This is a genomic window from Halostella limicola (genome assembly GCF_003675875.1).
Lineage (GTDB): Archaea > Halobacteriota > Halobacteria > Halobacteriales > Natronoarchaeaceae > Halostella > Halostella limicola.
In genome coordinates this window covers 50,967-63,818 of the sequence record NZ_RCDI01000008.1, presented here as the reverse complement: position 1 = coordinate 63,818, position 12,852 = coordinate 50,967, and the positions used below count along the sequence as shown (strand labels likewise).

The following is a 12,852-nucleotide window of genomic DNA, read 5'->3' as shown; positions in this document are numbered from 1 at the left end:
GAGATCGAGTCCGCCATCGTCGGCGTCGAGGGCGTCGCCGAGGCCGCCGTCGTCGGCGGCGAACACGACGTGAAAGGCGAAGCCGTCTACGCCTACGTCATCACCGAGGACGGCTACGAGGAAAGCGAAGAGCTGCGCGAGGCGATCGTCGAGGGCGTCGAGGACGCCATCGGCCCGATCGCTCGCCCCGAACAGGTGATCTTCACGCCCGAACTCCCCAAGACCCGCTCGGGCAAGATCATGCGCCGGCTGCTGGAGGACATCGCCAACGAGGACGAACTCGGCGACACCTCCACCCTCCGCAACCCCGACGTCGTCAGCGACATCCAGCGCAAAGTCCAGGGCGACTGACCGGCACCGTTTTTCGAACGACAGCGACCACCGCGAGAAACCGAAGGAAACCATGAAAGACAACGACACGCACGGAAATGCGGACGACTCCCCCGTCGAGATGGACGGCGGGACCGTCACGCAGGCCGCACAGGACCACAGAAACACCGACTACCTCAACAGGGAGGTGAACCTCCTGAAGCCGAGCACGCCGTTCATGCGCGACCACCTCCGCGTGGTCTGGACGGGCTTCATCATCTGGGCAGTCATCGTCTTCGGCCCGGTGACGCTCACCGCCATCGCGCCCGACGCGATGACGACCCGGATCCCCGCGCTCGGCTTCCCGCTACACTACTTCCTGGTCGCCCTCGGCGCACCGACCGGCGCGTTGCTGCTGTCGGTCTGGTACGCGCGGAAGCGCGACGCGCTGGACGAGAAGTACGATATCGACCCCAGCAGGGTGGACACCGGCGTCGAGGACGACGCCGACGGTACCGGCGACGCCACGGCCACTGACGGGGGTGGACAGGGATGACGGTGCCCCTGCAGGCCGAGGCGCTCGACATCTCGTTCAAGCTCATCCCGGCGATCATGGTCTTCCTAATGATGGCGTCGTTCCTCGCCATCGGCTACGTGTTCAAGGTGGCCGACACCGAAGGGATGTGGGTCGCCGGTCGCGGCATCGGGAACATCGAGAACGGGATGGCGATCGGGGCGAACTGGATGTCCGCCGCGTCGTATCTCGGACTCGCGGGGCTGGTCGCACTGGCCGGCTTCTACGGGTTGGCGTTCATCGTCGGCTGGACGACGGGATACTTCGTCCTGCTCATCTTCCTGGCCGCGCAGATGCGCCGGTTCGGGAAGTACACCGCGCCGGACTTCGTCGGCGACCGCTTCAACTCGCCCCTCGCGCGGGCGCTGGCGGCGTTCACGACGCTGCTCATCGCGTACGTCTACTCGGTCGGACAGGCCCGCGGGATGGGGCTGGTCGGCCAGTACGTCTTCGGTCTGGACATCATCCCGATGATCGTCGTGATGATGACGATCACCGTCGGCTACCTCGCGCTGTCGGGGATGCTCGGCGCGACGAAGAACATGGCCGTCCAGTACGTCATCCTCATCGTCGCGTTCCTCGCGGGCGTGTACGCCGTCGGCTTCACGGAGGGGTACTCGACGATACTGCCACAGGTAGAGTACGGGGCCCTGTTCGACGAGCTGGGCCGACAGTTCTCGGCGCCGTTCGAGAACGGCTCGTACTACATCTGGGTCGCAACGGCGTTCTCGCTCATCTTCGGCACCTGCGGGCTTCCCCACGTGCTGGTGCGGTTCTACACGGTCGAGAACGAACGGACCGCCCGCTGGTCGTGCGTCTGGGGGCTCTTCTTCATCCTCCTGCTGTACTGGGCGGCCCCCGCGATGGCCGCGTTCGGCGTGGACCTCTTCGAGGTGGTCACCGGTAGCAGCGCCTACGCCGCGGAGGGCGGCATGTCCGGCGCGGAGGGCGACGTCATCGTGGTGCTCGCCGCGCAGTTCGCGAACCTCCCGACGTGGTTCGTCGGTCTGGTCGCCGCCGGCGCGATGGCCGCGGCGATCGCGACGACCGCGGGGCTGTTCATCACGGCCTCCTCGGCCGTCGCACACGACATCTACTCGGAGCTCATCAACCCCGACGCGACCCAGCGTCAGCAGGTCCTCATCGGCCGCGCCACCATCGTCGTCATCGGCGCGCTGGTCACCGTCACGGCGTTCAACCCGCCGGCGCTCATCGGCGAACTGGTCGCCTACGCGTTCTCGCTGGCCGGCACCGTTCTGTTCCCGATGTTCTTCCTCGGTCTCTGGTGGGAGAACACCAACCAGAAGGGCGCCCTCGCCGGAATGACCGTGGGGCTGCTCCTCTGGATCGGGTCTATCATCAACAGCGTGCTCCCCAACTACGTCGGGTTCCTCGGCGAGGCCGCCGGCGAATCGGGCGCGCTCGTCCCGCTGTACGCTCAGTACGTCCCGCCCATCGGCGCCGCACTGGTCGGGACGCCGCTGGTGTTCCTCGTCACTATCGCGGTCTCGCTGGCGACTCCCGAACCGCCGTTAGAGACCAAGAAGATGGTCCGGCAATGTCACAGCCCCGAACCGATGGGGCAGCAACAGACCGCCGAGGACATCGTCTCGAACAGCGGCGGAGACACTCCCGCGGACGACTGACCCATGTATCAGAAAATACTCGTTCCGACTGACGGCAGCGAAACCGCCGAGGCGGCGGTCGACTCCGCATTGGACCTCGCCGAGAAGTACGAGGCCAGCGTACACGCCCTGTACGTGGTCGACACCGACTCGCTGAGCATCAGTCTCGGCGGCGAACAGATCGACCGGATCGAACAGGGCAACTTCGCCGAGATGGACGAAGTCCGCGAACGGGCGGAGGCGGCGACCGGCTACGTCGCCGACCGCGCCCGCGAGCGGGGGCTGACGGCGGTCGAAAACGTCTCCGCCGGCAAGCCCCACGTTCTCATCGCCGACTACGTGGACGAAAACGACATCGACCTCGTCGTGATGGGCTCGCACGGCCGCTCGGGCGTCAAGCGGGCGCTGCTCGGTAGCGTCACCGAGCGGACGCTCCGCTCGACGCACGTGCCGGTGCTCGTCGTCGACGTGCAGGGAACGAAGTGACGGCCTGAGCGACCCTCGGATTTTTCCGCGACCGCGCGACGGTCAGCGACGCCGCCGCCGTTCCGCCGGCCTCCCTTCGTCGCGGAAGCGAAACCCCCTAACCGTCCCCCTGCCACGCTCCACGTATGCAGGGGGAACCCGAGGTCGCCGTGCTACGGCTCGGCCACCGACCCGGCCGCGACGAGCGGATGACCACGCACGTCGGGCTGACCGCCCGCGCGCTCGGCGCGGACCGCGTCGTGCTGACCGAGTCGTCGCAGGCCAGAGAGACGATCCGCGACATCACCGACCGGTTCGGCGGCCCGTTCGAGGCGGAGCTCACCGACTCGCCGAAGGCCACTATCCGCGACTGGCCCGGCGCGGTCGTCCACCTCACGATGTACGGCGAGCGCGTTCAGGACGTCGAGGACGATATCCGGGCGGCCCACGAGGACGAACCGGTGCTCGTCGTCGTCGGGGCCGAGAAGGTTCCGTTCGACGTGTACGAGGCGGCCGACTGGAACGTCGGCGTCACGAACCAGCCCCACTCGGAGGTCGCCGGCCTCGCGGTCTTCCTGGACCGCCTGTTCGACGGCCGCGAACTCGACCGCGAGTGGGAGGACGCCGACCAGTACGTGGTGCCGAAAGCGACCGGCAAGAAGGTCGTCCCAGCGGACGAAGCGGACGGGGACGGCGACTAGCGGGCCGACGAGCGACGCGAACCGAAGACTGACGCGGACCGGCGACCCACGGCGACCGATCGACGGGTCCGTTCCCCGGCGAGACCGTGCGAGACCCGACTCGCTGGCGGAGACGCCTCAAAAGACTTAATGAGTGGTCGAAACAAGGTTCCGGTAATGGCTTTTGAGGATCTGCTCGAGGACCCCGTCATCCAGAAGTACCTTCACGAGCTCGTCGGACCGAAGGGGATGCCGGTCGCGGCCGCCCCGCCGGACGGCGAGGTCACGGACGAGGAGCTCTCGGAGGAGCTGGACCTCGAACTCAACGACGTGCGCCGGGCGCTGTTTATCCTGTACGAGAACGACCTGGCGACGTACCGACGGCTCCGCGACGAGGACTCCGGGTGGCTCACGTACCTCTGGACGTTCCAGTACGACAACATCCCGGAGAACTTGGAGGAGGAGATGCACCGCCTGCTGGAGGCGCTCGAGAACCGCCGCGAGTACGAGCGCAACCACGAGTTCTACCTCTGCGAGGTCGACTCCATCCGCTTCGAGTTCGGCGAGGCGATGGAGTTCGGCTTCGAGTGTCCCGAGTGCGGGTCGCCGCTGGAGGCCATGGAGAACACCCGACTCGTCGACTCGATGGACGAGCGCATCGACGCGCTCCGCGACGAGCTGAACGTAGAGGCATAATGGTCGTACTCGCGACTAAACTCTACGTCGAGGGCGACGCCCGCGAACGCTCGCTCGACTCCCTGCGGTCGCTCGTGGCCAACGCGCTGGGCGATCTGGACGTGACCTACGAGGTGGGCGTCCGCCACGACGACTTCCCGTCGGTCACCGTCGAGGGCGACGACGCGGTCGTCGCGCGGAACCTGCTCCGCGAGGAGTGGGGCGAGATCACCGGCGAGTTCGAGGCCGGCGAGACGTACGTCGGCACGCTCGAACGCTGGGACGAGGACGGTTTCGTCCTCGACGCCGGCGAGGCGGTCCGCATTCCGGCCGACGAGATCGACCTCGGGCCGGGGTCGCCCGCGCAGGTCCGCGAGCGGTTCGGCCTCGTCCAGCACCTGCCGATGCGGTTCGTGTACGGCGGGGAGAACGAGCCCAACCGCCTCGCCGACGAGGAGCGCGACCGCCTGTACGACTGGACCCGCGGCGACGGCCGCGTCAACGTCAACAGCGCGACCCGCGGCGAGGTCCGCGCGACGGTCAACCGCGCCGGCCACGCGCAGGACATCGTCACCGTCGAGCGACTGGGGCTGCTGGAACAGAGCATCGTCTGCACCGAGAGCACGGACCCGCCGGGCCTGCTCGCCAGCATCGGCCAGTACCTCCCCGCCGAACTCCGCGCCGTCGTTCCATGAATCGCCGCCTCGTCCTCGCCACGGTCGCCGTCGCGCTGATCGCCGTCACCGCCGGGTGTAGCGTCGGCCCCTTCGCCGAGGAGCTCGACGAGGAGGAGGTTAACGAGGACGCCGAGTACGACTGGGAGACGAACGCCACCGCGACGATAACGATAGACGGCGGCGAGTACCAGGCGGTGTACAACGTCACCGAGACCTCCGAGATCGAGGTGTACGAGGAGGGGTTCAGCGGGAACGAGCCCGTCCACGTCCGCGCGGTGCAGTTCCGCTACCCGAACGGAACGTTCGTCAACGGCACCGACCTCGACGTCAGGATCGACGGCGGCGAGACGGTGATCGAGCTCCCGGACGAGAACGGCTCGGTCGCCTACACGGCGGAGACGCGGCCGAAGGAGTTCGGCTCGCCGGTGCTCGTCGACGGCTCGTACGAGGTTGTCCTGCCGCCGAACCACCGGACCGACAACTTCCTGTTCGGCCACGTCAGCCCCGACCCCTCCGCGAAGGAGGTGGTGGGCGACCGCATGCACATCCGCTGGGAGGACCCCGACCGGAACGTGTTCGTCCGGTACTACCTCCAGCGCGACATCCTCATCTTCGGCGGCCTCGTCGCGGTCCTCGGCGCGGTGATGATCGCCGGCCTGATCTACTACCTCCGGCAGATCCGGGAACTGGAGAACAAGCGCAAGGAGATGGGGTTGGACGTCGAGACCGAGGACGACGAGTTCGACGACGGGCCGCCGCCGGGAATGCGGTAGCCGAAGCGAGGGCCTTTACCGCCGGACCGCGACGGTCGAGACGATGGCTACCGAGGCGACGTTCACCGTTCCCGCAGACGAGTTTCCGTTGGGGAGCGTCTTCGACCGACTGCCCGACGTGACGGTCGAACTGGAGCGCATGATCCCGGCCCGGGACGTCGTGGTCCCCTACTTCTGGGTTCGCGGGACGTCGATCGACGACGTCGAGGGGGCGTTCGCCGATCATCCGGGAGTGAAAGGTATCGAACTCATCGACTCCGTCGAGGACGAGTATCTGTTACGCGTCGAGTGGATGCTGGAGTACGACGGGGTGTTGAGCACGCTGACGGAGACGGAGATCCCCCTCGTCAGAGCGGTCGGCACGAACCGGCAGTGGACGTTCGACGTCCGCGGCGACGACCGGAGCGACATCGCGGCGTTTCAGCGGCGCTGTCGGGAGCTGGACATCCCGATCACGCTAACGAAACTGCACGCGCTCACGCCGATAGAGACCGACACCGGAGCGGCGTTGACCGACTCGCAGCGGGAGGCGTTGGTCCTCGCGTACGAACGCGGGTACTTCAACTCGCCGCGCGACGTGACCATGGCCGAGATCGGGGACGAACTCGGGATCACGCAGCAGGCAGTCGCGTCCCGACTCCGGCGGGGTATCGACCAGATCCTCGGGGATACGCTGTCGGAGTTGGAGGCAACGTCCCGGTGACCTACTTAAACGGTTTGGATAGTAAAAAGTGATCCTGAACCGCGGCGCGGTTCAGGTACGGCGTAATGAGTGGAGGCTCTATCGACTTCGACACGACGATCGAGTCGTGTCGAGACGAAGTCACCTACTGGCACCGGATCATCCCCGTGCTCGGCGTTTTGCTCCTCGTCGTCGCGGTCGTCAGAGCAGTGATCACGTTCGCCAGTAGCGGGATACTTCTGGAGGCGGTACTCGATCTGGTACTGGTCGGCTCGCTCGGGATCGTGACGCTGTACATCGGGGTCTGGCTGCCGAACACGACGATCCGGCCCGAGTTCTACCCGCGTATCGTGCTGTGGGTCTTCGGCGGCGTGGCCGTGATGGGCATCGTTCTCGGTCTGCGCGTCCTCCATCCCGGCGTGAACGTGGAGTTCACGTTCGGGACCCAGGCGGTCTTCCTGGCAATCGGGTCGATCGCGGGGCTGGGGATCGGCGTCCGCGAGGCGGAAGCGATGATTCACGCCCAGACGCTCAAGGAGCAAAACGAGGAGTTGAAGCGAGCCGAGGAGCAGTTAGAGGAGGCGGTAACGAAGCTGGAAGCGTCGAACGACCGGCTGGAACAGTTCGCGTACGCCGCCTCTCACGACCTGCAGGAGCCGCTGCGAATGGTGACGAGCTTCCTCGAACTCCTCGACGACCGACACGGCGACGACCTCGACGAGGACGGCGAGGAGTTCCTCGAATTCGCGGTCGACGGGGCCGACCGGATGCGGGAGATGATCGAGAGCCTCCTCGAGTACTCGCAGGTCGGGACGCGAGGCGACGCGCTAGGCCCCGTCGATCTCGACGCCGTTCTCGACGACGTGCTCGCGGATCTCAAGTTCAGGATGGAAGAGTCCGACGCCGAGTTGACGCGAGAACCGCTGCCCGCCGTCGAGGGCGACGAGCGGCAGTTGCGGCAGGTGTTCCAGAACCTGCTGACGAACGCGATCCGGTACAGCGGCGACGAGCCGCCGGTGATACACGTGTCGGCGAAACGGGAGGGCGAGAGGTGGACCGTATCGGTCCGCGACGAAGGGACGGGGATCGATCCCGACGAGGCGGAACGCGTCTTCGAGGTCTTCCAGCGCCTTCACTCGCAGGATGACCAGCCCGGATCCGGGATCGGGTTGGCGCTGTGCGAGCGGATCGTCGACCGGCACGGCGGGGAGATATGGGTCGACTCGGAGCCCGGAGTCGGATCGGAATTCTCGTTCACGCTCTCCCCCGCGTAAGCGCCTCGGTAGTTCCGCCGCCGTCGAGTCAACGAGAGCGTTATCGGCGGAACTCCGTCTCAGCTCCGTCCGAACGGCGCATCATGACGGGGATCTCCGACGGGGGGACCTCGCGGGGGTCGTCTACCATCTCGAGGAGCGGTCGGAGGTCGTCGAACCGCGGTCCCCGCGACATCACGTTCGCGTCCCGGTCCCATTCCACGAAGCCGTAGTCGGCGATCTTCGGCAGGTGAACGAGGCGGACCCCGAGCAGATCCTCGTCCACACCGGCTACCTCCCTGGAACTGGCCAGGTGTTTCCGGAGCAGCTCCTCGTTCGAATTAGCGATTTCGCGTGCCTCGTCGGAGAGTTCCGGGACGACCCGATGATCGCTGTCCAGCAGGGAAACCAGTAGTTCGCGGCAGCGTTCGTTCGATAGGGCGTCGAAACCGCTGTCAGTCATCTTACACTCCTCTTACTTACTCATAGATCGCCCACTAGCATAAACCAGTACGATTTTGAAGTAACCGAGTTGTTTTGATTAACCGGGTGACAAGATCTGTTTCGGCGGAACTGCTGGCCGCGGCACGCAAGAGGACGCTGCGTATCGGCTCGCGAAAACGCGCCTACCGGGGCTGAAGCCCCGAACTTTTACTCTCCGGCCCGTAATCGCGGGTATGCACGCCGCCGTGGTCACTGTCGGCGACGAACTCCTGTCGGGCGACACGACGAACACGAACGCGACCTGGCTCTGCGACGAACTCGACGCGAGGGGCGTCGTCGTCGAGCGCGTCACCGTCGTCCCCGATCGGGTCGCCGACATCGCTCGCGTCGTCAACGAGTACCGCGCTGAGTACGACGTCGTCGTGGTGACGGGCGGTCTGGGTCCCACCCACGACGACGTGACGATGGAGGGCGTCGCGGCCGCGTTCGGTCGCGACGTGGTCGAACACGAGGAAGTGCTGGAGTGGCTCGAAGAGCACGGCGGCTACACGCGCGAGGACCTCACCGAACGGACGGCGCACCTGCCCGCCGGCGCGCGCGTCCTCCACAACGAGGTCGGCGTCGCGCCCGGCGCGGTCGTCGAGTCGGTGTACGTCCTGCCGGGCGTCCCCGACGAGATGACGGCGATGTTCGAGTTGGTGGCCGACGAGTTCAGCGGCACCACGAAACACGTCACGGTCGTCGAGGCGGACGAACCGGAGAGCGCGCTGCTTGACCGGCTTGCGGCGCTGCAGGAGGAGTTCGACGTATCGGTCGGGAGCTACCCCGGCGACTACGTCCGCGTGAAGATCTCCGGGCCGGACGAGGACGTGGTCGCCGCGGCGGCCGACTGGCTCGAACAGCGGGTCGACCCCGTCGAGTCCCATAGTTGAAATTGAACGCAATGACACACTCGACCGGTTCCGGTCGATGTGTGAATCGGTTCAATTTCAACTATCAGCGGTACAGGTACGCGAGCCAGGCCGCGGTGATGAGCAGGCTGACGGCGAGGACTCCGTAGCCGACGGCGTTGATCGGCAGTGCGGTCTCGGCGGCGAGGATCGTCGTCATGGGCTGACGTTTCGTATGCGCTCTCTTAACTTTTGACGAACGCGGCGGGTCGGGCGCTTTTTGCCGTCTCGGCCGAAGCGTTTCCCATGCGACGCATCGGGGTAGTCGTGAATCCGATCGCGGGGATGGGCGGCCGCGTCGGACTGAAAGGCACCGACGGGAAGGTCGAGGAGGCGCGCGAGCGCGGTGCGGAACCGCGCGCGCCGGAGCGCGCGACCGACGCGCAGAGCGCGCTCCGTGAGCGGGCGGACGGCATCGACCTCCTCGCGGCGGGCGGGGAGATGGGTGCCGACGAGGCGCGCGCCGCGGGGTTCGACCCGACGGTCGTCACCGACCCCGGCGCGGAGACGTCGACCGAGGACACCCGCGAGGCCGTCCGCGCCTTTCTCGACGCGGACGTCGACCTCGTACTGTTCGCCGGCGGCGACGGGACGGCCGTCGACGTCGCCGCGGTCCTCGACGCCGCGGACGACGACACGCCGATGCTCGGGATCCCCGCCGGCGTCAAGGTGTACTCCTCGGTGTTCGGCGTCACGCCGGAGGACGCCGGCCGCATCGCGGCGACGTTCGACGCGGTCGCCGACCGCGAGATAAACGACATCGACGAGGACGCCTACCGCGGCGGCGAGGTGGAGACGGACCTGAAGGCGGTGCGGCCGGTGCCCGTCGCCGAGGACCTGCAGTCGAGCAAGCAACTCGGCGGCGGCTCCGTCGAGTCGCTCGCCGCGGGGTTCGCTGCGGACGTCGAGCCCGACGTGACCTACGTCCTCGGCCCCGGCAGCACGGTCGGCGCGATCAAGGCGGAACTCGGGTTCGACGGGTCGCCGCTCGGCGTCGACGTCTGGCAGGATGGCGAGGTGCTGGCCCGCGACGCTGCGGAGGACGAGATCCTCGACTCCCTCGGGGAGCGCAACGTGATCGTGGTTTCGCCCATCGGCGGCCAGGGGTTCATCTTCGGGCGCGGCAACGACCAGATATCGCCGGCGGTCATCGAGCGCTCCGAGGTCGAGGTCGTCGCCTCGCGGGCGAAACTCGACGGCGTCGGCGTCCTCCGCGTCGACACGGACGACGAGGCCGTCGACGAGTCGCTGCGGGGCTGGCGGAAGGTCCGCGTCGGTCGGTTCGAGCGCCGCATGCTCCAAGTGGTCTGATCGTCGAGGTAACGACTAACATTATAATATTGGTCAAAGTCTTAAGGGTAGTATAGTCAAGGTTAAGGTGATCGGAGCGCTTCGATTCGGTATGGAAACGCGTAAAGTGCAGCGGCTCGGCCCGTCCACGCTGGCGATGACGCTCCCCGCCGAGTGGGCGCAGGAACACGACGTCGAGAAGGGCGACGAAGTCTCGCTCCGGATGGGCGGCAAGGGAACGCTCACCGTGATGCCCGAATCCGCCAGCACGGGCGAGTCGGAAGCGATCATCCACGCCGACGACCTCGACGCCGACGCGGTCGAACGGGCGATCCTCGCGCAGTACGTGCTCGGGCGGCGGGTCATCCGCGTCGAGCAGTCCGACGGCGCGCTCGACTCGGACCACATCAACGCGGTCTACAAGGCCGAAACCCAGCTGATGGGCCTCGGCGTCATCGAGGAGACCCCGGAGAGCATCTCCATCCGCTGCTCCGTCGACCCCGAGGACTTCACGCTCGACAACCTGCTCGAACGCCTGGAGTCGACGGGCTCGACGATGCGCGGCGAGGCCATCAAGGCCCTCGCCCACGGCAATCCCGACCTCGCCCAGCGCGCCCTCAACCGGGAGCGCCAGGCCAACAAGATCTTCGTCCTCCTGCTGCGGCTGATCTTCACGGCCTACCAGAACCCGAACCTCGCCCGCGCGGTCGGCCTCGGCGACGGCTTCCCGCTCATCGGCTACCGCTCGATCGCGAAGAACCTCGAACTCACCGCCGACAACGCCGAGGACATCGCCGAGATCGTCCTCGACTCGGAGGGCCACAGCCTCGACGTCGACGCCGGCACTATGCGGCGCATCCGTGAGTTCACCGACGACGTGGACGAGATCACCGCCTTCGCCGTCGAGTCCGCGGTCAAACGGGACTACGACCTCACCATCGAGGTCCGCGAGAAGTTCCACGACATCGGCGACCGACAGGAGGAGATCCTCTCGGACCTGCCCGAGATGGAGAACGACTCCCTGCTCGAAGTGCGCGAGGTGCTGGTCAGCCTCCAGCAGACCGCGGAGTTCGCCATGCGGAACGCCGAGATCGCCGCCAACCTCGCGCTGAACGAGGAGAGCGAGCACACCACTATCAACTAAAAAGCCCTCGCGACCGACTGGCGTCGGTCGCTTCGCCCTTTTTATGTCCTCCAACGAGTGCCCTCGGCACTCGTTCCAGGCTCGCCAGTCTGCGCGAGCGCTGACGGTCGTCAGCGCACGCTCCGAGCGCCTTCCCTTCCCCGTGCGCTCGGCGCGCTCACATTCGTTCGCGCCGCCGAGCGCGGCCAGGTGGTAATGTCGGTCTCCGCTGACACCCTCGACGTTTCCCCTTCTCGGTAACACCACATCCCGGAGTATGCGGGCTGATCCGACGGATCCCCGCCGTTATTGACTCTCTCGTCGTCCATCGAACGGATCATGAGCACCGATCAGCACATCGAGTCGTTAGAGGGGATGTTCGAGTACGAACTCGAGGGCATCTACTACATGGAGCAAGAACTCGTCAGCGCCCTCGACGAGATGGCGATGGCGGCGACGAACGACCACCTGAAAAACGGCTTCAGTACGCACCGCGAGGAGACGGAGAACCACGTCGAGCGCGTCGAACGGGCCTTCGACGCGTACGGCGTCGAGCCGCGACAGCGCGACGACCCCGTCGTCGACGCGCTGGAGCAGGACCGCCAGCAGTTCGAGGGGATGGTGCAGGACGCCGACCTGAAGAACCTCTACTTCCTCGGCGCGGCGATGAAGACCGAGCGCATCGAGATCACCAGCTACGACAGCGCCCTGACTGTCGCGGACAAACTCGACCTCGACGACGACGTGACCGACCCGCTCGAGTCGAACCGCGAGGAGGAGAAGGAGACACTGAAGAAACTCGAAGGCATGTCGTCCGCGTCGGAGATGAAGTCCCTCTGGGACCGACTCACGGGCGGGTGATCTGACGGCGACCGACGGGGCGATTCAGCGGGGGTCAGTTCCGTTCGGTCTCGCGCTCTATCCCGCGCGAGCGTCGCTCGTCCTCGACGTCCTCCAGCGTCTCCGTCTCCAGCAGACGCTCCAGCTTGCGCTCGAACTGCTCGTCCGTCAGTTCGCCCTCGGCGTACCGGCGGCGGAGTCGTTCGAGCGCCGTCTCGTCGGGGTCGGGGGCCCGCTCTCTCTCCGCCGGTTCGTCGACGGCCTTCTCGCCGGTCCAGTCGTCCCACCACTCCTCGCGGTCGCTCTCGTCGCCGTACAGGAGCGAGACGATCGGCACCACGACCACGTAGCCGAACAGCAGCGCGGCGAGCCACCAGTCCTGTCCCGTGAAAAGCGCCGCGAGCCAGATGCCGGTGACGAGCGTCGACGCTATCTCGGTCGCGTTCGCCCGCACCCGCTCGGCCGTAGAGGGGTCCGTCATGCGTTAGCCAA

General features: G+C 66.7%; 16 protein-coding genes. 14 read left to right on the top strand and 2 right to left on the bottom strand.

All coding sequences use genetic code 11. The features are described from left to right. The 10 genes from D8670_RS20185 to D8670_RS20140 form a co-directional block, all read left to right on the top strand. On the top strand, positions 1 to 351 hold a 351-nt coding region (locus tag D8670_RS20185), incomplete at its 5' end, for an AMP-binding enzyme (protein WP_449272255.1). Between the two features lie 52 nt (positions 352 to 403). Beyond that, positions 404 to 865 (top strand): DUF4212 domain-containing protein, encoded by a 462-nt coding sequence (locus tag D8670_RS20180; RefSeq protein WP_162994389.1) that lies wholly within the window; start codon positions 404 to 406, stop codon positions 863 to 865. Beyond that, the gene (locus D8670_RS20175; protein ID WP_121819918.1) at positions 862 to 2,529 is read left to right on the top strand and encodes a VC_2705 family sodium/solute symporter; all 1,668 of its coding nucleotides are present in this window, start codon (positions 862 to 864) and stop codon (positions 2,527 to 2,529) included. The genes D8670_RS20180 and D8670_RS20175 overlap by 4 nt, the downstream gene beginning before the upstream one ends. 3 nt (positions 2,530 to 2,532) lie before the next feature. Beyond that, a complete protein-coding gene (locus tag D8670_RS20170; RefSeq protein WP_121819917.1) occupies positions 2,533 to 2,994 on the top strand; it encodes a universal stress protein in 462 nt (153 codons plus the stop codon). A gap of 125 nt (positions 2,995 to 3,119) precedes the next feature. Next, positions 3,120 to 3,674: a tRNA (cytidine(56)-2'-O)-methyltransferase gene (locus D8670_RS20165; protein ID WP_121819916.1), complete on the top strand. Its 555-nt coding sequence runs from the start codon at positions 3,120 to 3,122 to the stop codon at positions 3,672 to 3,674. Between the two features lie 156 nt (positions 3,675 to 3,830). Beyond that, on the top strand, positions 3,831 to 4,349 hold the full coding sequence (locus tag D8670_RS20160) for a transcription factor (RefSeq protein WP_121819915.1): 519 nt from the start codon (positions 3,831 to 3,833) through the stop codon (positions 4,347 to 4,349). Further along, complete coding sequence (locus D8670_RS20155; protein ID WP_121819914.1) at positions 4,349 to 5,023, top strand: DUF2110 family protein; 675 nt, start codon at positions 4,349 to 4,351, stop codon at positions 5,021 to 5,023. Before D8670_RS20160 ends, D8670_RS20155 begins: the two co-directional genes overlap by 1 nt. Beyond that, on the top strand, positions 5,020 to 5,778 hold the full coding sequence (locus D8670_RS20150; RefSeq protein ID WP_121819913.1) for a DUF5803 family protein: 759 nt from the start codon (positions 5,020 to 5,022) through the stop codon (positions 5,776 to 5,778). The genes D8670_RS20155 and D8670_RS20150 overlap by 4 nt, the downstream gene beginning before the upstream one ends. Positions 5,779 to 5,821: 43 nt before the next feature. Continuing rightward, complete coding sequence (locus D8670_RS20145) at positions 5,822 to 6,481, top strand: helix-turn-helix domain-containing protein (RefSeq protein ID WP_121819912.1); 660 nt, start codon at positions 5,822 to 5,824, stop codon at positions 6,479 to 6,481. Between the two features lie 65 nt (positions 6,482 to 6,546). After that, positions 6,547 to 7,734 carry a sensor histidine kinase gene (locus D8670_RS20140; RefSeq protein ID WP_121819911.1) on the top strand — a complete coding sequence of 396 codons (1,188 nt, stop codon included), beginning with the start codon at positions 6,547 to 6,549 and terminating at the stop codon, positions 7,732 to 7,734. 40 nt (positions 7,735 to 7,774) lie between these two features. Here D8670_RS20140 and D8670_RS20135 read toward each other — a convergent pair whose 3' ends face one another. Next, entirely contained in the window at positions 7,775 to 8,176 is a 402-nt protein-coding gene (locus D8670_RS20135; RefSeq protein WP_205254135.1) for a DUF7344 domain-containing protein, read from the bottom strand. A gap of 214 nt (positions 8,177 to 8,390) precedes the next feature. On the opposite strand from D8670_RS20135, the gene D8670_RS20130 reads away from it, so the two are divergent. The 4 genes from D8670_RS20130 to D8670_RS20115 all read left to right on the top strand — a co-directional run bounded on the left by D8670_RS20130 (position 8,391) and on the right by D8670_RS20115 (position 12,381). Further along, on the top strand, positions 8,391 to 9,089 hold the full coding sequence (locus tag D8670_RS20130; protein WP_121819910.1) for a competence/damage-inducible protein A: 699 nt from the start codon (positions 8,391 to 8,393) through the stop codon (positions 9,087 to 9,089). A 264-nt stretch (positions 9,090 to 9,353) separates the two neighbouring features. Beyond that, entirely contained in the window at positions 9,354 to 10,418 is a 1,065-nt protein-coding gene (locus tag D8670_RS20125) for an ATP-NAD kinase family protein (protein WP_121819909.1), read from the top strand. Between the two features lie 91 nt (positions 10,419 to 10,509). Continuing rightward, entirely contained in the window at positions 10,510 to 11,541 is a 1,032-nt protein-coding gene (locus tag D8670_RS20120) for a phosphate signaling complex PhoU family protein (RefSeq protein WP_121819908.1), read from the top strand. A gap of 318 nt (positions 11,542 to 11,859) precedes the next feature. After that, positions 11,860 to 12,381 carry a YciE/YciF ferroxidase family protein gene (locus D8670_RS20115; protein WP_121819907.1) on the top strand — a complete coding sequence of 174 codons (522 nt, stop codon included), beginning with the start codon at positions 11,860 to 11,862 and terminating at the stop codon, positions 12,379 to 12,381. Positions 12,382 to 12,415: 34 nt separating this feature from the next. On the opposite strand, the gene D8670_RS20110 is transcribed toward D8670_RS20115, so the two are convergent. Then, entirely contained in the window at positions 12,416 to 12,841 is a 426-nt protein-coding gene (locus tag D8670_RS20110; protein WP_121819906.1) for an SHOCT domain-containing protein, read from the bottom strand. Between the last annotated feature and the right edge of the window lie 11 nt (positions 12,842 to 12,852).